The organism is Francisella sp. XLW-1 (assembly GCF_008711455.1).
GTDB classification, from domain to species: Bacteria; Pseudomonadota; Gammaproteobacteria; order Francisellales; family Francisellaceae; genus Francisella; species Francisella salimarina.
Genome location: NZ_VXKP01000003.1, coordinates 255,586 through 276,364 on the forward strand (window position 1 = coordinate 255,586; position 20,779 = coordinate 276,364).

A 20,779-nucleotide genomic window follows, 5' to 3' on the forward strand; every position below is an offset into this window, starting at 1 on the left:
ATGTATACACCTGAAGAGCAAAAAGTTGTTGATAGAATAGAAAAACAACTTAAAGAAAATGACATTATACTATACATGAAAGGCTCTCCAAACCTTCCTCAATGTGGCTTCTCTGCTCATGCTGCCACAGCTGTTAGATCATGCGGAAAACCATTCGCTTTTGTCAATATCTTAGAAAACCCTGACATCAGAGCTATTCTACCAAAATATGCAGACTGGCCAACCTTTCCTCAACTATGGGTAAAAGGTGAATTAGTGGGTGGATGCGACATAATCATGGAAATGAATGAATCTGGCGAATTAAAAGAGCTTATAGAATCAATCTAGTCATCTATCACTTATCTTTGTCCAAGCATCTGTGCCATATTTACCTGTTGGCTTATATGCACTCATGGTACACAAGCTTGACTCAGGACCGATATTACATCTGTATAAATCATTACCTACAGCGACTACGGTGCCTCCCTTATAGTCTTCAATACTATATGGATAAATATACTCAGCACCACTAGGTTTAATCTCCTGTCTATCTGCTGCAACATGAGTGATATCATTTGTAATATTACTCCATGCCAAAAATCCTTTCTTATTCATGGGACTATAGGATAAGTCATTACAGTACCTTTCTTTCTGACATTCAAACTCTCTTCCTTCAGCTAGCACTATTTGCCCAACCTTATAACTTCCCATTCCCTTTGGATAATTAGCTACCTCACCTGCTTTTAATTTATATTTCTTGTTTTTTGAAGACTTTTTAGTATTATTCGACTTAAGCTCTTGCCATGCAAGATCGCCATATAAACCATTAGGAATATAAGCATCATCATTACAAAGCTTAATTTCTAGCATAGACTTACATTTATACATCTTACCCGCAAAACTTACTATAGTATCAGCATCATAAGTTCCGATATTATATGGATACCTAATAATATGTGTATCTCCAATATACTTTTGTGGCTGTATAGAGTGTTTATTTACACTATCATCCTGACTATCCATATAAATATTCGAAAGTACTGGTGGCAATTTAATACTAGCTATTATATTAGTAGTACTCCAAGGCTTATGTTTATAATCATCACTCAAATCTTCTAATTTAATATTACTTGCATCAAAGTCCATACTCCAAATAGCGAATCCTGCAAATGATGCCTTATTTTCTTTCATCAATGTGACTGCTCGATTTATTTTAGATTCTGATAACACATATATCCTTCCTCCATGAACAGCACCCTGTGTAGCAGGAATAACAAAAACAAGCTTTTCGGGAGATATAACAATAGGTTTATCTATCTTACTATATTTAGGCTTATTTACTTTAAAACCATCTTGAGTCGTCAGTGCCCAAGCAAGCGAAGCTATAAATTTATCATAACCATCAATTGGTGAAATCTTAACATAATCATTATTAACATTTTTATCAAACCCTATAATTCCCTCAGATGGCTTCCCTGAGAAAGTACTTACAAACAGGTAATTTATTTTATCCATACCAATAGCATCTAATAACTCAACATAACCACTTTCTCTATACAAGTTATCTTCACCATTTTTTGCTAATGGCGCAACAATATATTCCCACTCAGGTGAGAAAGTTAACCAAAACTGCTTATTATTTTTCCTAAGACTTGATATTAAGCTACTTATTTTCATAGCTGCAATTTCAACTGTTTTGTCATTCTTTGGAATAGCTGAATGTGGTAAATTGAAGTTTACACCATCAAAACCATATTCTTTAACAACACTAGCTAAATTATCAAAATTCACAGCTTGCCAATCAATATGAGAAGATTCTCCGCCAATCGAAACAATAACATGCTTTCCTTTTGACTCCATATAGCCAATAAACTCTTTAAGCTCTTCTGGGCTATACAATCTATCTGAGCCCCTATTTTTTTCACCAAATGAAAGCTCAAACCCTTTCCCGTGTATATATGTTGCATATGCTGCTATTATCACATTATACTTACATACTTCGGGGTTTTGCTCACAATACTCTTTAGTTTTTGGCATAGCTATATCTACAGGGGTTGTATTAATCTGCTTACCAACAGTATCATAAGAACTACTTTTAGCCCATAAGGGTAAAATTCCTGCGATAACCGGACCTTTTATTGTTTTATCGACTTGTGCACAAGCATTATTATAAATACACTCTCTAAGACTCTTAGCAAATGCTCCTGAACTATGCTCAGAATCTCCATATAAATCAGCGGCATAGTCAGTATTTAGAGACCAGCCTGTTACCCCTGCGAACCTTGGTTTAAACTTAAGCTTCTCAAACTGGGGCAACATGAGTTTAACAGCCTGCTCAGTTGTTAATGACAAAGTAGCATTTCCTTCAGGATGATATACTGTATTTGTTCCTCCTGAAACTGCATTTGTTGGCTCACCTATCAAAATTTTAGTATGAATTGGGATATGCAGGTTATTGACAATTCTTGAATAGCTATCAGCTATAAAGCCAGGTTCATATTCAGGATATGTATCATACTCTTGAATAAATAAATAATCTATATATCCATTCTGGATGACTTTATCATAGTCATTACTCTTACCCGTTGTCACTAGCTTATAGTCATTTACTTGAGGCTCTGCAACAATTACAATTTTTGAATCCAGTTTCTTGATATCAAGAGAAAGCTGATTAATAAAATCTGCTGAAGTAAACTTTCTAAAACTATAAACAATTCCATCAATATTATTTTTATGTAAAAAATTAACAATATTATTTGCTAAAGTGTTAATTTGAGCTTCTGTCATTTTTTTACCAAAAACTTTTGGCTCAATATCTGTTTTACTTACGCCAGGATGAAATGTATTTGGAACACCTCCAACTGCTAGTAACACTTTCATTCCAGAATTTTTAGCTTGTCTAACTTTATCTATGATAGTCTGTATCGATGTAGGACTAGAAGTATAAAGACCTATGTCAGTACCATATACCTCACCATAAGCAATAACAACAACATTATACCCATCACTCTTTGCCTTCTGAATATCGACTCTAGAGGTAGAGCCAGGTGTTCTAACATCCAAAAATCCTGCTATGATTCTATCTGGAAGCAGATTCGCTTTAGAAATATTTTTTTGTGTTCCTGCAACAGACTCTGCAGCTATATAAAAAGGTATAGTCAAAAAGCAAAATACAACCAGAGTAAAAAATCTTTTCATTACTATATAAATATAAATACTAATTACATAATTATAAATAATTCTATATAAATATGTTAACAATAGTCATTTTTTAATTACACTATTATCATATAAATCAAATAACTGATTTAATACTTTGACTAAAATGGAACAAGATGTAGAAGAAAATTAGATAAGTAGTAGAACTTTTTAGTCGTCTTTTGAGTAATATAATCCTTTAGAAGAATTAAGCGCCTTAAGACGAGCATCAGCCTCTTGAAGCCTTTTTGTCGCAGCTTCAATATCAAGCTTAGAAGCATCTGGCTTCTTAAGAGCTTCTTGTGCTCGCTTCCTAGCTTTCTCTGCTTCTGCTTGATTTAAATTTTCAGCCCTTTCCATATCGTCAACCATAATTGTAACGCGACTAGGAGTAACTTCAACAATGCCACCTGAAACATATAGCACATCAGTATGTTCATCTTTTCTTATATTTACAACACCCGCAGGGAGAGTAGATAAAAGTTCAGTATGTCCATACGCTATACCCATCTCTCCAGCAGATCCACGAAGACTTACAATATCAGCCTCACCTTTAAATACTGAACCTTGAGGACTAACAACATCAACTTTTAGGTATTTTTTTGTCATATCTACACCCTATTATAGAGTTTTTGCCTTCTCAATTGCTTCTTGAATTGAACCAACCATATAGAAAGCTTGCTCAGGTAAGTGATCATACTCACCATTAACTATAGCTTTAAAACTCGCTACAGTATCTTTAAGTGACACAAACTTACCAGGGTTACCAGTAAATACTTCAGCAACATGGAATGGCTGGGATAAGAATCTTTGAATCTTACGAGCTCTATCAACTGTTTTCTTATCTTCGTCAGATAATTCATCCATACCAAGAATAGCAATGATATCTTTCAGCTCTTTATACCTTTGAAGTACTTTCTGTACAGCACGAGCAGTTTCATAATGCTCCTGTCCAACTACTAGTGGATCTAACTGTCTAGAAGTTGAGTCTAGTGGATCTACAGCTGGATAAATACCTAACTCTGCAATTTGACGCGATAATACAATAGTCGCATCTAAGTGTGAGAATGTTGTAGCTGGTGATGGATCTGTTAAGTCATCTGCTGGTACATATACAGCCTGAACTGATGTAATAGAACCTGTCTTAGTAGATGTAATACGCTCTTGTAAAGCACCCATCTCAGCAGCAAGTGTTGGCTGGTAACCAACTGCTGATGGCATACGTCCTAGTAGTGCTGATACTTCTGTGCCGGCAAGAGTATATCTATAAATGTTATCAATAAACATCAAGACATCGCGCTTCTCGTCACGGAAACCTTCAGCAATTGTTAGACCACTAAGAGCCACTCTTAATCTGTTTCCTGGTGGCTCATTCATCTGACCATATACCAAGGCAACTTTATCTAATACATTAGAGTCTTTCATTTCATAGTAGAAGTCGTTACCTTCACGAGTTCTTTCACCAACACCAGCAAATACAGAATATCCACTATGCTCTTTAGCAATGTTGTTGATAAGCTCCATCATTGTAACTGTCTTACCAACACCAGCACCACCGAAGAGGCCTACTTTACCACCTTTTGCAAATGGACAAATAAGATCAACTACTTTGATACCTGTTTCTAATATTTCAGTACTTAGTGCAAGCTCATCATAAGCAGGAGGAGCTTGGTGAATAGATCTTGTCTCTGTGTATTGAACAGGCCCAGCCTCATCGATAGGCTCACCTAATACGTTCATAATACGACCTAAAGTACCTTGACCTACTGGCACAGAGATTGGAGCATTTGTGTTTTCCACAACCATTCCGCGTCTTAAACCATCACTAGAACCCATAGCGATAGTACGTACTACGCCATCACCAATCTGTTGTTGTACTTCTAGCACTAAACCTGTTTCATTTACATTTAAAGCATCATATACTTTTGGAGTGTTATCTCGAGAAAACTCTACATCAATAACAGCACCAATTACTTGAATAATTTTACCTGTACTCATTTACCTCTCCTAAACTGCTGCCGCACCTGAACAAATTTCCGCAAGCTCTTGGGTAATCATAGCTTGTCTTACCTTGTTGTAATCTAATTTTAACTGATCAATAATATCACTAGCATTATCAGTTGCATTTTTCATAGCCATCATACGAGCTGCTTGCTCACATGCTGCATTTTCCAATATTGCGCCTCTAACTTGAGCTTCGATATACCTAATACACAGAGCATTTAATACTTCTTCTATATCCCTCTCATAGATATAGTCCCAATGACCTTTAGAAGCATTTTTTTTGTTTTCTTTTAGCTCTTCTTCTGTGAAGATATCTTGTATAGGCAATAGCGTTTGCAATCTTGGCTTTTGCTTAATTGTACTAACAAACTCGTTACTACTCATATATAGCCTATCTATTTCACCAGCAGTAAACTTGTCTAACATCACTTTAACAGCTCCGCTAATAGCCCTAATACTGCCTTCTTTATCTTTATCGTTATAATGAGCTGTAGCCACTACATTTACATCTTTCAGCTTTGCAAAAAAGCTTGCTGCTTTTGAACCAATTACACAGACATCAATCTCAACTCTATCTTCAACATTCTTTTTGATATTTTTAAGAACATGCTTAAACAAGTTAATATTAAGCCCACCACATAGGCCCCTATCAGTAGATGTAACTATATAGCCAACCCTCTTAACTTCTCTATCAAATAGATAAGGGTTCGGATAATCTATACTTGCAGATGTAACATTTTTGATAATAGTATTTGCACTTTCAACATAAGGGCGAACATTGTTCATCTTAACAATAGCTCCTCTCATCTTACTAGCCGCAACTAATTCCATAGCACCAGTGATCTTTTGTGTATTTTTAACACTCGATACCTTGGATTTTATTTCTCTAGCGTTAGACATAGTCTATACTCCTATTACCAAGCTTGATTTGCTTTACAATCTTCAACAATTGTTTTTAACTTGTCAGCTATCTCAGCATCATATTTGCCTGTCTCATTAATTTCTGCAACCACTTCTGCATAATTACTTTCTGCAAGAGCATGTAGCGCAGATTCAAATGGAATCACTTCAGAAACTTCTAGACTATCTAGATAGCCATTATCTGCCGCATACAATGATAATGCCATCAAAGCAATTGACAATGTCGAGAACTGCTTTTGTTTTAGAAGTTCTGTAACTCTTTGGCCTCTGTTAAGCTGTGCTCTAGTTGCTTCATCAAGATCTGATGCAAACTGTGAGAATGCTTCTAATTCTCTAAACTGAGCTAGTGCTAAACGGATACCTCCACCAAGTTTTTTAATAATCTTTGTTTGCGCAGCACCACCAACACGAGATACCGAGTTACCTGGGTTGATTGCTGGTCTTAATCCAGAGTTAAATAAGTCTGTCTCTAAAAATATCTGACCGTCTGTAATTGAAATTACGTTCGTAGGTACAAATGCAGAAATATCACCAGCTTGTGTTTCAATAATAGGTAATGCAGTTAAAGAACCAGTTTTACCTTTTACTTCACCGTTTGTGAATTTTTCCACATACTCTTCATTTACCCTAGCTGCTCTTTCTAGAAGCCTTGAGTGAAGATAGAATACATCACCAGGATATGCCTCACGTCCAGGCGGTCTTCTTAGAAGCAAAGAAATCTGTCTATATGCCCATGCCTGCTTAGTCAAATCATCGTACACAACCAAAGCGTCTTCACCACGATCTCTAAAGTATTCACCCATAGAACACCCAGCATAAGGTGCAATATATTGCAATGCTGCAGAATCAGAAGCTGTAGCAGCTACAATAATTGTATGCTCCATAGCCCCATGCTCCTCAAGCTGTCTAACAATATTCGCAATCGATGATGCTTTTTGGCCAATCGCCACATAAATACACTTTACACCAGTACCTTTTTGGTTGATAATCGCGTCGATAGCAATGGCAGTTTTACCAATCTGTCTATCACCGATAATTAACTCTCTTTGGCCTCTACCGATTGGAACCATCGAGTCAATTGACTTAACGCCAGTCTGTAATGCCTGATCTACTGATTTTCTCCAAATCACACCAGGTGCAATTTTTTCAATTGGTGAAGAATGACCAGTTTCAATCTCACCCTTACCATCGATAGGGTTACCCAAAGCGTCAACCACTCTACCTAAAAGAGCTTCTCCAACAGGCACCTCTAATATTCTACCTGTACAATATGCTTTATCGCCTTCTCTAATATGTTCATACTCACCTAAGACAACCGCCCCAACTGAGTCAGTATTTAGGTTTAGCGCTAAACCATATACGTCTCCTGGTAGTTTAATCATCTCACCAGCAGTTACATCATCCAAACCATAAATAGTAACAATACCATCAGCAACACTGACAATAGTACCTTCTGATTTAAGTTCAACTGAATTGTCAAACTTTTCAATTCTTTTCTTTATTAAACCACTTATTTCTGATGGACTTAATTGCATAAGCTCACTTCCTATAATTTATGATAACAAAATACTTTTTAATGTCTCTATACGACCTGATACAGAATCATCTATTACTGTATCACCAACCTTAATTACTGTTCCACCCACTATAAGAGGGTCAACACTCACATTCATTTCAATAGTGCAGTTAAACTTCTCTTCAAGTTTAGCTTTTAGCTTAGTAAGCGTGCTCTTATCAGCTTTGTAAGCCAAGGTAACATCTGCTACTTTTATATTATTATGTGTGTTTTTGATAGTTTCAAACTGGAATGCTATTTCAGGCAGTATAGATAACTTTTTATTTTCTGCTATTAGTGCAACAAAGTTATAAAACTTCACATCTAACTGGCCTTTTACAGCGCTTATAATCTCATCCTGAGAAATTTCAGGATTAGCAATAATAGCTGCGACAGAATCATCTTGTACTAATTCAGAAAAAGACTGAAGATGCTTTGACCATTCTTGCAGAAGATTATACTCATTTGCAAACTCAAACGCAGCCTTTGCATATGGTTTAGCAATTACACTTAGATTTGTCATGTACCTACCTTTTATACCCAAAAGTTATACTTTCTCTACGAAGTCTTTCAGAATCTTTTTACTAGATTGCTCATCAACATTTGCTGATATAATCTTACTAGCAGCCGCCATAGCCAAGCTAACAACTTCATGTTTAAGTTCTTCTTTAGCTTTGATTTTTTCTTGCTCGATTTCAGCCATAGCCATGCTTTTGATTTTATCAGCTGCTGCAATAGCCTCTTCTTTAGCTTGTTCATCTACTTTATGAGCTCTAACATAAGCATTCTCAACTATTTCAGTAGCCTTTGCTTTAGCTTCACGCAATACTTCAGCAGACTGTCTTTTGGCAACTTCTAACTCTCTAGATGCTCTATCAGCAGATGCCAAACCTTCAGCAATCTTTTCTCTACGCTCATCTAAAGCCTTGCGCAGTGGAGGCCATACAAACTTCATTGTAAAGCCAACGAAGATTGCAAATGTTATCATCTGCCCAATTAGAGTTATATTAATATCCATCTACTTATCCTTTAGATAACAAATTTATGATTTTATATTCTTTTTACTATGCACCAACAACTTTTTGAGCAGCTTCTGCTAAGCCAGGGATAGCTAATGGGTTAGCATACAACACTAAGAAACCAATAGCGATTGAGATAGCAGCGAATGCATCTACGAAAGCAGCAACAATAAACATACGACCAAGTAGCATACCACCTAGCTCTGGCTGACGAGCCACGCCCTCTAGATACTTACCACCCAACACACCAAAACCTATCGCAGTACCTAATGCTGGTAAAGAGATTAGTAAAGCAACCGCTATAGCAGTCAAACCATTTAAGTTACCTAAAACCTGTAAAGACATATCCATTTCTTATTTCTCCTGTTTTTATTTAATTTTATTTAGGTTGATTTAAACTTAGTGAGCTTCCTGCGCCATATTTAGGTAAACCACAGTTAGCATCATAAATACAAATGCTTGTATTAAAACTATCAATATATGGAAAATAGCCCATACTCCGCCAAGCGTCCACTGGAACCACCACGGTAACAGTGCAATCAAGATAAATATTAACTCTCCTGCAAAAATATTACCAAATAAACGTAGCGACAGCGAAACTGGCTTAACTATCTCATCTACAAGTCTAAAGAATATATTTAAAGGGAATAACCATATCCCGAAAGGAGAACTTAAAATCTCTTTCAGCAAACCAAATCCTTTAGCTTTAAGATTATAAAAAACCACCAAGAAAAATACCGCGATAGACATCGCAAAAGTAACGTTAGGATCTGCTGTAGGCACCACCCTAAAATACACATCATGACTACTTGTGAAGAAGCTAATAATCCAACCAAAAAGATCAACAGGGAGTAAATCCATCAAATTCATAAGAACAACCCAGACAAAGATTGTTAAGGCCAGTGGCGTAACAAAATCTCTTTTGTGATGATAGTTTTCAGCAACCATACCATCCATCCATTCCCATACTGCTTCAATCATATTTTGAAACCTTCCGGGAACTCCTGCATTAGCTTTTCTTGCCGCCATAAACATAGCTAAGATGAATACAACCCCCAAAACCCCACTAACTAGCAAAGAGTCGACATTTAACTGCCAGAAAGAACCTTCGCCAAGGCTTATTTGCCAATGATGTAAGTGATGCTGAACGTACTCAGTAGCTACTTGAGAACCTGCCTCTGTATTTGCCATTACATATCCACCAATAATTTTTAAATATTTTTTGTATTTAACAACCCTAAAACGTGCTTATCTTACCCTTCTAAACAAGATAGGCACAAAACATACGACCAATTGTAACAAAAGTAATCCAAAAATGTAAGAAAATAATTTGGGTTTGACATAAACTGCCAACAGTATTGTAATCAATGCTACAATGCCCAATTTTAGAAGCTCGCTCATATAAAAAATGACTATCTCAACTCCTGGACTGAACTGCTTTTCAACAAACAATCTGAAGAAAAAAACAAAATTGGCCAAAAACATTGTTGCAGCACCAAACGCAAAAGAATTAGCGTATACATAGCCATATATTGACAAAATAACAAGATATCCAACGATACCCAAACAAAACTGAATTAAAATAAATCTTTTCTCATTTATCCTAATATTTGACAACACAACTCAACTATCACTGTTAATAAAAAATATTAAAGCTATGATATCAAAAAAGCATATATTTAACAAAGAAAAGCTTTAGGCTTGATTTATATATTACTGGAACTTAAAATTATATCCTTAAACTACCTAAAATAGGCACGGTATGGAACAAAAAATTCACAACATTCGCGGATATGCATGGATAATAATTGTACTTAGTTCTTTCTTGCTCTTTGACAAATATATTATGCAAGTATTTCCAAGCCTAATTACTGATGATATGATGTCCAGCTTTCATACCAACGCCACTCAAACAGGGGCGTTAGGCTCAGCTTTTTTTTGGTCGATAATTATCTGTCAGCTATTTCTTGCTGGCCCAATCATAGACAAATTTGGATTTAGACTAATAAGCCCAATATCAATAACCATCTCTGCAATAGGGGTCATACTTTTTGTTGTAGCCTCAAATCTAGGTAGCTTAAGCATGGCATATATTGCTAGAATTATTACAGGGCTAGGAGTTTCATTTGCCACCATATCTTACTTAAAAGCTGTTTCCGTTTGGTTTGAGCCCCGTAAATTTGCATTCGCTGCTAGTTTTTTAGCAACTGCAGCAATGATTGGCGCACTCTGCGCACAAGCACCTCTAGCATACCTAATAACACTATGTGGCGACTGGAAAATGGCTATGCTTCTATTCGCTGTTGCTAGTTTATTTATCGGTGTTCTTTACTATATAGTTGTACGTGACTTTAACCCAAAGCAGCCTGAAGCTAGCTCACCAAGTAATCAATTAAAAACATTAGATGCACTAAAAGAAGTTGTCAAAAATAAAAATAACTGGCTTTTAACTTTTTATGTAGGATTAAGCTTTACAGCTGTTGATGCATTTGCTGGATTTTGGGGCAATGCTTATTTTAGAGAAGCCTACCACATATCTCGTGAAGAAGCTGCTAGTATCATATCAATGATATTCATAGGTATGGCAATAGGGTCTCCAATCATAGGAAAGCTATCTGAAATTCTTGATAGCCGAAAAGGGGTCATGATTTTCTTTCACATTATAGGGTCTATCGCCTTAAGCTTTGTACTACTAACCAAAACTAGTGCAACGCTATCAGCAATACTACTTTTCGTATTTGGCTTATGCCTAGGCATATACATGCTCTCATTTGCAATAGGAAATCGTATAAACCCTATCGTTATCACAGCCACAGTAGCGGCATTCATCAATACAGGGGAACCAATATTAGGAGCTATCTTTGACCCTTTAATTGGCTATTTCCTAGACTGGTCGTGGACTGGAAAATACCTAAACAAAGCAGGAGAGGTTATTTCACAACACACAAGTCCTGATGATATTAAATATTTTGATTTAAGTTCATACCATTTTGCTTTTACAACTCTTGTGATAAGTATGGCAGCATCCTTGATAGTCCTATTATTAATAAAAGATAGTAAAGACTAAAAGGTATCTTACTTAAGCAACATGTCAAATCTTGAATCTAATTTAGCCTCGACTGTTACAAGCTTCTGTTGCTTCTCATCATAAAACTCTAACTTTCCAGCATGAAGTAACAATTTATCTACACCCCTTGCTAGTAGTTTTTTATCTTTATCTATGTAGCCATATTTTTTGTCAGCTACAATAGGATGTCCCATAGCTTTAGTATGAACCCTGATTTGATGAGTACGGCCGGTTTCCAACTTAATCTCTAAAAGACTATAATCGCCAACTTTTTGCACCGATAATATTCTTGTAAGAGCTTTTTTACCTTCTCGTTTATCAACTTTGACTATTCTTTGACCATCTTTTGTCTCTCTACGACTCAAAGGTAGATCAATCATTAAAATCTTTTTATCCCAATTGCCATGAACTAAAGCATAATAAATTTTTTTCACTTTACGTTCTTTGAAGATATCAAAGAAATATACTAGTGAGCTATGTTTTTTAGCTAACAGTACACAACCAGAAGTTTCTTTATCGAGTCTATGCACCAAATCTAAACGTCTTGCTTTGGGGCGCAACTGTCTCAACCTTTCCACTAAGCCAGAATTGACACCTGACCCACCATGAACAGCCATACCAGATGGTTTATTTACAATAATATAATCATCTGTCTCATATAAAATTCGTTGTTCTAAAAAATCTAAATGTGACCTAGGAACCTTTATATTTTCTACTTTTTCATCTAAATTGAATGGCGGTATCCTAACGATATCCCCCGCACTTACACGAGTTGTTTGCTTAACTCTTTTTTTATTTACACGTAATTCACCCTTGCGAATCCAACGGTAAATAAGCGGTTTTGGCAAGCGAGAATATCTACCTATTAAAAAATTATCAATCCTTTGCTCTACAATATCTTCAGCAACTTTAATAAGCTGAACCTTATTCATTTGAGATACCAAAATTATTATTCTGCATATCATTCAGTCTACTTATCGTTCTTTGAAACTCGAATCTTAAACGCTCACCTTTATAAAGCTGAGTAAAATCACTATTAGCCAATATAACAACTTTTTTGTTTTGATCATAAAACTCATCAATAAGAGCAATAAAACGTCGCGCCATGTCCTCATTATACTGATCAAAACCAGTCAGATCATAAATAAAAACTTGTTCATACTTACTACAAATATCAATATAATCATAAGAGCTTCTACCATCACCACAAATAACCTTAAAGTCAAAACAAATATCCTTATGGCTTATAAGTAGCGCAGCAATTCTCCTACCCAAAACATCTATACTTAGATCTTTATCAAAGTGCTCATTTCTAAGGAAAAACTTATCAAAAAAGTTTTTACGATTTTGCTCGTTATATGGGTAGAGGTAATTTAAGTATTCCGTAGGCAAACGAAATCTATAATCAACACCTGAATCTAAATTCAAAACATTAACATTTTTAATAAGAATATCTATAGCTGGTAAAAATAGCTCTCTTTGCAAACCTCTCTTATATAAATTTTCAGGCTCAATATTCGAGGTGGCTACAAGTATTACACCAAGCTTAAACAATTCTGTAAAAACACTTCCCAAAATCATAGCATCAGCAATATCTTCTACAAAGAACTCATCAAAACAAATAATTCGCATATCCTTAGCCATATCATATGCAACCTTCGATATGGGATTCTTATAACCTTGATATTTCCTTAATTCTGAATGAATCTCCTTCATAAAATGAGAGAAGTGCTGTCTTCTTTTTTGCTTAATAGGTAAATTATCAAAAAAAATATCCATGATGAAGGTTTTACCTCTACCTACACCTCCCCACATATAAAGCCCTTTGATATGAGAATATAATGACCTCTTGAGAAAACCGAACTTCTTTTTCTTATCTACTGATATCTGATTCATTATTTCCTGCAAATTCTTTATAGCCTCAAGCTGCAAAGAATCCACTTTTAGATTAAGTTCTCGAACTTTTTGGAGATAAGCGTTCTCTAATTTCATTATTTGACTTCTTTATCTTTAACTAAAACTAATAGGAAAAAAGACACAAACATACTAAAAACCAAAATCAAAAAAGCATTATGGTAAGCACTTATATGAAAATACCTATGAGCGCCTTCCGTAGCAACATTTGTAATTTGATTATGAATATCTATATATTGACCAGTCCATGTCAGATCAAGTAGATGCCCTATAAGAGGATCGAATAACGCACCTAGTAATGGCTCACCTGTATTAATTAAAGCAGCTACAGTAGCGGCCACAACTATTGGGTTTATGCGATTACCTATGGCAAAAGCTAGCATATATACCCCCAGGCAAAATCCAAATACAAACAATAATGCTCCTGAAATTCCGGGAGTGAGCTTAAATTGTAAAACCAAAGCCAAACAAATTGTTGCAATTATATGGAAAATGACCATAATCTTAACTCTACTATCAAATTTCTCAGAAAGCTTACCAATAACAGGAGAGCCTATAGCAAGTCCAAGAAACATCATAGATACAATAAATGAAGCTTCTTTAGCAGGAATTCCATATAACTCCCTGAAGTAGTTATTACCCCAAATACCACCAAAAACATCTATCGTTGTAAATGTTAACCCCGTATATAGTGTAAGGTACCAATTATTCTTGTTCATAAGTACCTTTTTTATACCAGCGAGAGTTCCTGTATTCCCTCTAGTATCATTAGCAAACGATGCTTCAGGGTTATAGTCTCTTACCAAGGCAAGATATAGCAAAGCCATAACTATACTAAAGCATGCATAACCAATTAAGGCCCTATGCCATGACCCTGTAATTTCAATAAGATAAACAAGTGGAACTTGTCCTAGCAAAGCTCCCAGCATTGCAGCAGTCATCAAAAAACTACAAACAAAGGCGAATTTGCGTGGATCGAACCAAACTGCTGCTGCTTTAATATAACCAACAGTAGCAAAAGATGCTCCTATTCCAATCATTAATCGAGAAACACAGCCAAGCGCAAAACTATGAATATCTGCCGAAAGAACAAATAATATTAGTCCAATTGCAGAAAGAATCAGTGAAAAAAAACTGACTTTTCTAAACCCTAACTTGTCTATAATTGGGCCGGCTACAAAAAACTGACAAAATACTACTGACCACAAAAATAGCGATACCATAGCACTCATTTCTGTAGCATTTATCGAAAAACTAGTCATCAGCTCATTTGCTATAAGACTAGGAGATACATTCATTATGTATTTATCAATCAGTAAAAATGAGCTCAGACCCACAACTATCCAAGCATAACCTTTTATATTATGTAACTTCATATAACTATTTTTTCTAGAAAATTTATTAATTCATTCAAATGAATTTGCTCTTGCGGCTTATCTTGTTGTAAATATTTCACACCAATAGCTTGTTGCAACAGTTCATCCTGACCAATTATCACAGCAATTTTAGCACCAGACTTATCTGCCTTCTTAAATTGCGACTTAAAGCTACCGAATTTCAAATCCATACCTAACTTTAGCATAGGTAACTCTTGGCGTATACTCTCAACCGTCAGTAACGATCTATGCAACTGACTACTATCTAGCACGAAAAAAACATCGCAAGCATCATTATTTAGAGGAAGCTTACCTTCACTTTCAAGTAAAAGTATTAATCGCTCTAAACCAATAGCAAAGCCGATAGCACCAGTTTTTTGACCGCCTAAATTTTCTACTAAATTATCATAACGACCACCAGCGCATACTGCTGCTTGAGCACCCAACTGATCAGTAGTCCATTCAAAAACCAATCCGCTATAATAATCTAGACCTCTGACTAGCTTCTGATTAACTCTATATCCAACCCCTAGATTATCAAGGTACTCACATGTTTGTTTAAGCTTAAGCAACGAGTCTTCGTCAATAAAATCAATAAGCTTAGGAGCATTCAGCAATATCTGTTGAGTTTGCTCATTCTTAGAGTCGAGTATTCTCAAAGGATTCTTATCCAACCTCTTGATAGAATCTTCATCCAGTTGAGCATGATATGGTTTTAGATACTCTAACAGTGCTTTAGTATATTCTTGTCTATCAGAACTAGATCCCAGACTATTTAACTCCAACTTTACACATCCAGAAATACCCAGCTCTCTAAATAAGTTCCAGCCAATAGTAAGAATTTCTAAGTCTATCGCAATATTATCATAACCATAAGCTTCAACACCAAGTTGATAAAATTGTCTATACCGACCTTTTTGAGGTCTCTCATAGCGAAACATAGGCCCAGAATACCAAAGCTTTTGTGTTTGCCCCCTATTAGCCAAACTATTCTCAATTACCATACGCACACAACCGGCCGTACCTTCAGGTCTGAGCGTTAGACTTTCTCCACTTCTATCTACAAAATCATATGTTTCTTTTGAAACTATATCTGAAGTTTCTCCGACACTTCTATGAAATAGCTCACTTTTCTCTAAGACAGGTAGTCTAACTTCATCATAATTATATCTACCAAGAATTGATTTTATTTTTGACTCTAGAAATTGCCACTTAAAGCTATCGGAAGGAAGAATATCATTAAAGCCACGGATAATAGTAAGTTTGCTCATAAGCTACCTACCTTAATTTTTCAACTTTAGTTTCTGTAACACTATCTTTATAGTTTTCTTGTAATGACTCGTCATCTTGCTTAATTATCTTTGAATCAGCATCTAATGCTTGTTGGATTTTTCCTTCCATCTCCATTCCGTAATCAAGAGATTTATCATAAATAAACTTAAGATTTGGAACTATTCTAAGATTTAGTGATTTAGCTATAGATGATCTAAAAAAGCCCTTTGACTTATCAAAAGCTTTAGATATATATTGAACTTCCTGAGTATCTAAACAGGTATAGTATACCTTTGCATAAGATAAATCCTTAGAAAGCTCTATCTCTGTAATAGTTGCAGTAGCAAGCTTGGGATCTTTAATTTTTGTACGCAATAGTAAAGATATTACTTTTTGTAACTCACTCGCCACTCGTTGCACTCTACCTTCTGCAGCCATAACTATAACTCCTTAGCAACCTCAATAACTTCAAATACTTCTATCTGGTCACCTTCACGGACGTCATTATAATTCTTGACACCGATACCGCACTCCATACCTTTTTTAACTTCATTAGCATCATCCTTAAATCTCTTAAGTGACTCAAGACTACCTTCATAAATAACCACGTTATCTCTCAAGACACGAATAGGATTTGTACGTTTAACAGTACCTTCAACTACCATACAACCAGCAATTGAACCAAATTTAGAAGATCTATAGACCTCCCTAACTTCCGCAATACCAATAATTTGTTCTTTCATTTCTGGAGATAGAAGACCAGTCATTGCTTTTTTAACATCATCTATCAAATCATAGATAATATTATAATAACGAAGCTCTACACCATCTGTTTCAGCAAGCTTTTTCGCAGCACCATCAGCACGCACATTGAAACCAACAATCACAGCCATAGACGCAACTGCTAGTGTCACATCAGAAGAAGTAATAGCCCCAATTCCACTTGCGATAATATCAACCTTAACCTCATCTGTCGAAAGTTTAAGTAAAGACTCTCTAATTGCTTCAACTGAACCCTGCACATCACCTTTAAGAATAATTTTAAGAGTTTGTTGTTCACCTTCTTTGCCCATATTGCTAAACATATTGGACAACTTAAGTGCTTGCTCTTGAGCTATTTTAGCTTCTTTCTGTCTTTGAGATCTTTGTGCCGCAAGCTCTTTAGCCTTCTTCTCATTATCAATAACGACTACATCATCACCAGCTGCTGGAACACCAGACAGACCAAGTATTTCTACAGGAGTAGCTGGACCTGCTGTTTTAATCTTCTTACCTAGATCATCATGCATAGCTCTGACTCTACCGTACTCAGTACCACACAAGATATTATCGCCTTGCTTAAGACTACCGTTTTGAACCAGTACAGTCGCGACTGGACCACGCCCTTTCTCTAAGCGAGATTCAATAACAACACCTTCAGCCAAGCCCTCAGCAAACGCCTCTAATTCCAGAACTTCTGATTGTAATAATACAGCATCTAATAGTTCAGCAACACCCTCACCAGTTTTAGCGGAAACATTAGCAAACATAACATCTCCCCCCCAAGATTCTGGAATCACATTACGCTGAGCTAGCTCACCAATAACCCTATCTGGATCAGCTTCTGGTTTATCAATCTTATTTACAGCTACAACAATTGGAACACCTGCTGCTTTAGCATGCTGAATAGCCTCTTCAGTTTGAGGCATAACCCCATCATCTGCGGCAACAACTAGAATCACAATATCTGTACTTTTAGCACCACGAGCACGCATTGATGTAAATGCCTCATGTCCCGGAGTATCTAAGAATGTAATCGATCCTTTACTCGTTTCAACAGAGTATGCACCAATATGCTGTGTTATACCACCTGCTTCTCCTGCTACAACCCTTGCTTTACGTATATAGTCCAACAATGAGGTCTTACCGTGATCCACATGACCCATAATAGTCACAACTGGTGCACGAGAAATCTTTTTATGCAAACTTCTATCAACTGTAGTAACGGCTTCTTCAAGAGCATTTTCATTATGTAATGTATACTTATGACCCATTTCTTCAACAATCAGAGCAGCTGTCTCCTGATCTAATGACTGATTAATCGTAGCCATCACACCCATATTAAACAATACTTTAACAATTTCAGCACCTTTTACAGCCATTTTATTAGCTAAATCACTAACTGTAATACCTTCATGTATTTCAACTGTCTTCACTGTATTTTCAACAGGTTTTGTAAACTCTTGTTTTTTAACTTTAGGAGCTTTTAATTTACCTTTTTTACTGCCGAACTCATCAAATGAATCCATATCACCTGCAAGCTGTGACAGTTGTCTTGGATTAGCCTTTTTGAAGCCTTTACCACCAGCTTTTTTAGCCTTTGATTTTCTCTCTTCCTCTTCCCTCTTGTACTTAGTATTACTATTAGCAGGTTCAGAGAAAACTTTCTTTGTAGCTTTTTTCTTAGCTTGTTTAGCAGCGGCAGACTTTTCATCGTCTTGAGACTTAGCTTCTTGTACCTTAACTTCAGGCATTGATGTGATTTTAAAGCCACTATCTTTGACAACAGGTTTTGAGACAGGTTTTTCCTGCTTTTGCTGTTCAGCATTAACATGTTGCTCTTGAGCATTCACACTATCAGCTACTTGATTTTCTTTACTATCAACTATTGGCTTAGACTCTTCAGTATTAGACTTCTCTACTTTTATAGTAGGTTGTTCTTCTACCTTCTTTGCAACTCGTCTCTTTTTCTTAACTGATACATTTATCTTATGTTTACCATCAAGCTTAAGTGAAGTCACTTTCTTCCTAGCAACTGAATTCTTTGTACTATTAATCTTCTCTAAAAGAGTCTTCATCTCTTCTGGACTTAAAGTATCTTTTTCACTATTCTTTTCAATACCAAAAGATTTAAGCTGATTCAGCAAAGTGCTTACATCTTTATTTGTTTGTTGTGCCAACTGCCCAACTGTAATTTCTGCCATTTCCCTCTCCTTTGTACTATTTTGATTCGTACTTCCTATTCAAACCAAGGGGCTCTTGCTTGCATTATCAAATCTGTTGCTTGTTTTTCATCAATAGCAACAATATCAAGCAACTCATCTACAGATAGCTCTGCTAGATTTTCCATTGTTACTACATTATTTTGAGCTAACTTATTAGCCAGCTCCGAATCCATACCTTGCATATTAAGCAAGTCTTCAGCAGGCTTCTTACCACCCAACGCCTGAGATAATATTACAGCTTTTGCTCTCTCTTGAAGTTCATCTACTATCTCTTCATCAAAACCTTCAATCTCTAGCAACTCATCTCTATCAAGATACGCTAAATCTTCCAATGTTTCGATACCTTCTTCGATTAACACTAGTGCAAAGTCATGATCAATATCCAATGCATCCACAAACTTTTCAACTATCGTCATTTGTTTCTCTTCTTGCTCAGTATCAGATAAAACATTTATCTTCCAACCAATAAGAGCACTCGCCAATCTAACATTAACCCCATTCTTACCAATAGCTTTTGATAGGCTTTCTTGCTTAACTACAATATCCATTGAGCTAGTTTCTTCATCAACATTTACTTCCAAGATATCTTCAGAGTCAACTGGTGACAAAGAGTTGATTGCATATTGAACCATATCCTCATCCCATAGAATAACATCTACCTTTTCACCATTTAGCTCACTCATAATAGAGTGTATTCTAGATCCTCTAACACCAACACAAGCACCACATGGATCTATTCTCTGATCATTACTTTTAACTGTTACCTTTGATCTAAAACCTGGTTCACGAACAACATTTACTACGTTTATCAGCTCTTCTTCTACTTCAGGAACCTCAAGCTTAAACAACGCCTTAAGCATCATATTGCTAGCACGACTAAGCATAACTGTGCTTGGTTTGCCAAACTCATCAACCTCGACATTCTCAACACATGCTCTAATTTTATCACCAACACGGAATCTTTCTCTCGAAATCAAGTCTTTTTTAGGTAGTATACCTTCAGCATTATTACCAAGATCGATAACAAGGATCTCATAGGTTGCTCTTTTAACCTCTCCGTAAACAATATCACCAATTTTACTTTGATAAAATTTAGCTGTTTTCTCTCTTTCAAAATTTTTGATTTTTTTCATTAAAATCTGTTTTGCCATAGTAGCAGCAATACGCCCATATTCTTTGACCTCGACAGACTCACGTATTACGTCACCAGCTTTAACATCATAGCCCTTTTCTTGTGCAACGTCTTCATAAAGTTCTTTTGAATAATCAATCAAATCTTCATCTTCAGAGACAATATGCCAAACTCGATCTGCTTTAAAATCTCCTGTAACCCTATCGATTTCAACTTCGATATTCATGTGCTCATCAAGCTCTTTTTTAGTTATAATAGCCAATGCTTCTTCCATAGCCTCGAACAAAAGATCTTTTGAAATATCTTTTTCATTTGCTACAGTCTCTAATACTAACAATAATTCTTTGCTCATACCTAA

The 20,779-nt window shown here is 35.9% G+C and carries 19 protein-coding genes; 2 read left to right on the forward strand and 17 right to left on the reverse strand.

Going from position 1 to position 20,779, the window contains the following annotated elements; translation table 11 throughout:
- Positions 1–327 carry a Grx4 family monothiol glutaredoxin gene (gene grxD, locus F3D59_RS06015; RefSeq protein WP_013922337.1) on the forward strand — a complete coding sequence of 109 codons (327 nt, stop codon included), beginning with the start codon at positions 1–3 and terminating at the stop codon, positions 325–327.
- Here the strand turns inward: grxD and F3D59_RS06020 are convergent, their stop codons facing one another.
- The 10 genes from F3D59_RS06020 to F3D59_RS06065 all read right to left on the reverse strand — a co-directional run bounded on the left by F3D59_RS06020 (position 328) and on the right by F3D59_RS06065 (position 10,296).
- Positions 328–3,177, reverse strand: a complete 2,850-nt coding sequence (locus tag F3D59_RS06020; protein WP_150464176.1) for a glycosyl hydrolase family 18 protein — start codon at positions 3,175–3,177, stop codon at positions 328–330. It abuts the gene before it with no gap.
- A gap of 171 nt (positions 3,178–3,348) precedes the next feature.
- Positions 3,349–3,786, reverse strand: a complete 438-nt coding sequence (locus F3D59_RS06025; protein ID WP_150464177.1) for a F0F1 ATP synthase subunit epsilon — start codon at positions 3,784–3,786, stop codon at positions 3,349–3,351.
- Between the two features lie 12 nt (positions 3,787–3,798).
- Positions 3,799–5,175, reverse strand: a complete 1,377-nt coding sequence (atpD, locus tag F3D59_RS06030) for a F0F1 ATP synthase subunit beta (RefSeq protein ID WP_146420902.1) — start codon at positions 5,173–5,175, stop codon at positions 3,799–3,801.
- A gap of 9 nt (positions 5,176–5,184) precedes the next feature.
- Entirely contained in the window at positions 5,185–6,081 is an 897-nt protein-coding gene (locus F3D59_RS06035; RefSeq protein WP_013922333.1) for a F0F1 ATP synthase subunit gamma, read from the reverse strand.
- Positions 6,082–6,095: 14 nt separating this feature from the next.
- The gene (gene atpA, locus F3D59_RS06040) at positions 6,096–7,637 is read right to left on the reverse strand and encodes a F0F1 ATP synthase subunit alpha (protein ID WP_150464178.1); all 1,542 of its coding nucleotides are present in this window, start codon (positions 7,635–7,637) and stop codon (positions 6,096–6,098) included.
- An 18-nt stretch (positions 7,638–7,655) separates the two neighbouring features.
- Positions 7,656–8,180 (reverse strand): F0F1 ATP synthase subunit delta, encoded by a 525-nt coding sequence (locus F3D59_RS06045; protein WP_150464179.1) that lies wholly within the window; start codon positions 8,178–8,180, stop codon positions 7,656–7,658.
- A 24-nt stretch (positions 8,181–8,204) separates the two neighbouring features.
- Positions 8,205–8,675 (reverse strand): F0F1 ATP synthase subunit B, encoded by a 471-nt coding sequence (locus tag F3D59_RS06050; RefSeq protein ID WP_013922330.1) that lies wholly within the window; start codon positions 8,673–8,675, stop codon positions 8,205–8,207.
- Between the two features lie 46 nt (positions 8,676–8,721).
- A complete protein-coding gene (locus F3D59_RS06055) occupies positions 8,722–9,027 on the reverse strand; it encodes a F0F1 ATP synthase subunit B (protein ID WP_013922329.1) in 306 nt (101 codons plus the stop codon).
- Positions 9,028–9,075: 48 nt separating this feature from the next.
- Entirely contained in the window at positions 9,076–9,867 is a 792-nt protein-coding gene (gene atpB, locus F3D59_RS06060; RefSeq protein ID WP_150464180.1) for a F0F1 ATP synthase subunit A, read from the reverse strand.
- A 57-nt stretch (positions 9,868–9,924) separates the two neighbouring features.
- Positions 9,925–10,296 (reverse strand): ATP synthase subunit I, encoded by a 372-nt coding sequence (locus F3D59_RS06065; RefSeq protein WP_146420905.1) that lies wholly within the window; start codon positions 10,294–10,296, stop codon positions 9,925–9,927.
- 142 nt (positions 10,297–10,438) lie between these two features.
- On the opposite strand from F3D59_RS06065, the gene F3D59_RS06070 reads away from it, so the two are divergent.
- Entirely contained in the window at positions 10,439–11,743 is a 1,305-nt protein-coding gene (locus tag F3D59_RS06070) for an MFS transporter (RefSeq protein ID WP_013922326.1), read from the forward strand.
- An 8-nt stretch (positions 11,744–11,751) separates the two neighbouring features.
- Here the strand turns inward: F3D59_RS06070 and F3D59_RS06075 are convergent, their stop codons facing one another.
- The 7 genes from F3D59_RS06075 to nusA are packed head-to-tail and all read right to left on the reverse strand — an operon-like array spanning position 11,752 to position 20,773.
- Entirely contained in the window at positions 11,752–12,675 is a 924-nt protein-coding gene (locus F3D59_RS06075) for an RluA family pseudouridine synthase (protein WP_150464181.1), read from the reverse strand.
- Positions 12,668–13,735 carry a cell division protein ZapE gene (gene zapE, locus F3D59_RS06080; RefSeq protein ID WP_150464182.1) on the reverse strand — a complete coding sequence of 356 codons (1,068 nt, stop codon included), beginning with the start codon at positions 13,733–13,735 and terminating at the stop codon, positions 12,668–12,670. Before zapE ends, F3D59_RS06075 begins: the two co-directional genes overlap by 8 nt.
- Positions 13,735–15,033, reverse strand: a complete 1,299-nt coding sequence (locus tag F3D59_RS06085; RefSeq protein WP_146420909.1) for an MFS transporter — start codon at positions 15,031–15,033, stop codon at positions 13,735–13,737. Before F3D59_RS06085 ends, zapE begins: the two co-directional genes overlap by 1 nt.
- Positions 15,030–16,304 carry a histidine--tRNA ligase gene (gene hisS / locus F3D59_RS06090; protein ID WP_150464183.1) on the reverse strand — a complete coding sequence of 425 codons (1,275 nt, stop codon included), beginning with the start codon at positions 16,302–16,304 and terminating at the stop codon, positions 15,030–15,032. The genes F3D59_RS06085 and hisS overlap by 4 nt, the downstream gene beginning before the upstream one ends.
- Positions 16,305–16,311: 7 nt before the next feature.
- Positions 16,312–16,743: a 30S ribosome-binding factor RbfA gene (gene rbfA / locus F3D59_RS06095; RefSeq protein WP_150464184.1), complete on the reverse strand. Its 432-nt coding sequence runs from the start codon at positions 16,741–16,743 to the stop codon at positions 16,312–16,314.
- A gap of 2 nt (positions 16,744–16,745) precedes the next feature.
- A complete protein-coding gene (infB, locus tag F3D59_RS06100; protein ID WP_150464185.1) occupies positions 16,746–19,268 on the reverse strand; it encodes a translation initiation factor IF-2 in 2,523 nt (840 codons plus the stop codon).
- Positions 19,269–19,303: 35 nt separating this feature from the next.
- Positions 19,304–20,773, reverse strand: a complete 1,470-nt coding sequence (gene nusA / locus F3D59_RS06105) for a transcription termination factor NusA (protein ID WP_150464186.1) — start codon at positions 20,771–20,773, stop codon at positions 19,304–19,306.
- Between the last annotated feature and the right edge of the window lie 6 nt (positions 20,774–20,779).

Bases quoted from the DNA above. Each gene is read 5' to 3' on its own strand.
- grxD (WP_013922337.1), top strand. From the start codon at position 1: ATGTATACACCTGAAGAGCAAAAAGTTGTTGATAGAATAGAAAAACAA.
- F3D59_RS06020 (WP_150464176.1), bottom strand. From the start codon at position 3,177: ATGAAAAGATTTTTTACTCTGGTTGTATTTTGCTTTTTGACTATACCT.
- F3D59_RS06025 (WP_150464177.1), bottom strand. From the start codon at position 3,786: ATGACAAAAAAATACCTAAAAGTTGATGTTGTTAGTCCTCAAGGTTCA.
- atpD (WP_146420902.1), bottom strand. From the start codon at position 5,175: ATGAGTACAGGTAAAATTATTCAAGTAATTGGTGCTGTTATTGATGTA.
- F3D59_RS06035 (WP_013922333.1), bottom strand. From the start codon at position 6,081: ATGTCTAACGCTAGAGAAATAAAATCCAAGGTATCGAGTGTTAAAAAT.
- atpA (WP_150464178.1), bottom strand. From the start codon at position 7,637: ATGCAATTAAGTCCATCAGAAATAAGTGGTTTAATAAAGAAAAGAATT.
- F3D59_RS06045 (WP_150464179.1), bottom strand. From the start codon at position 8,180: ATGACAAATCTAAGTGTAATTGCTAAACCATATGCAAAGGCTGCGTTT.
- F3D59_RS06050 (WP_013922330.1), bottom strand. From the start codon at position 8,675: ATGGATATTAATATAACTCTAATTGGGCAGATGATAACATTTGCAATC.
- F3D59_RS06055 (WP_013922329.1), bottom strand. From the start codon at position 9,027: ATGGATATGTCTTTACAGGTTTTAGGTAACTTAAATGGTTTGACTGCT.
- atpB (WP_150464180.1), bottom strand. From the start codon at position 9,867: ATGGCAAATACAGAGGCAGGTTCTCAAGTAGCTACTGAGTACGTTCAG.
- F3D59_RS06070 (WP_013922326.1), top strand. From the start codon at position 10,439: ATGGAACAAAAAATTCACAACATTCGCGGATATGCATGGATAATAATT.
- F3D59_RS06075 (WP_150464181.1), bottom strand. From the start codon at position 12,675: ATGAATAAGGTTCAGCTTATTAAAGTTGCTGAAGATATTGTAGAGCAA.
- zapE (WP_150464182.1), bottom strand. From the start codon at position 13,735: ATGAAATTAGAGAACGCTTATCTCCAAAAAGTTCGAGAACTTAATCTA.
- F3D59_RS06085 (WP_146420909.1), bottom strand. From the start codon at position 15,033: ATGAAGTTACATAATATAAAAGGTTATGCTTGGATAGTTGTGGGTCTG.
- hisS (WP_150464183.1), bottom strand. From the start codon at position 16,304: ATGAGCAAACTTACTATTATCCGTGGCTTTAATGATATTCTTCCTTCC.
- rbfA (WP_150464184.1), bottom strand. From the start codon at position 16,743: ATGGCTGCAGAAGGTAGAGTGCAACGAGTGGCGAGTGAGTTACAAAAA.
- infB (WP_150464185.1), bottom strand. From the start codon at position 19,268: ATGGCAGAAATTACAGTTGGGCAGTTGGCACAACAAACAAATAAAGAT.
- nusA (WP_150464186.1), bottom strand. From the start codon at position 20,773: ATGAGCAAAGAATTATTGTTAGTATTAGAGACTGTAGCAAATGAAAAA.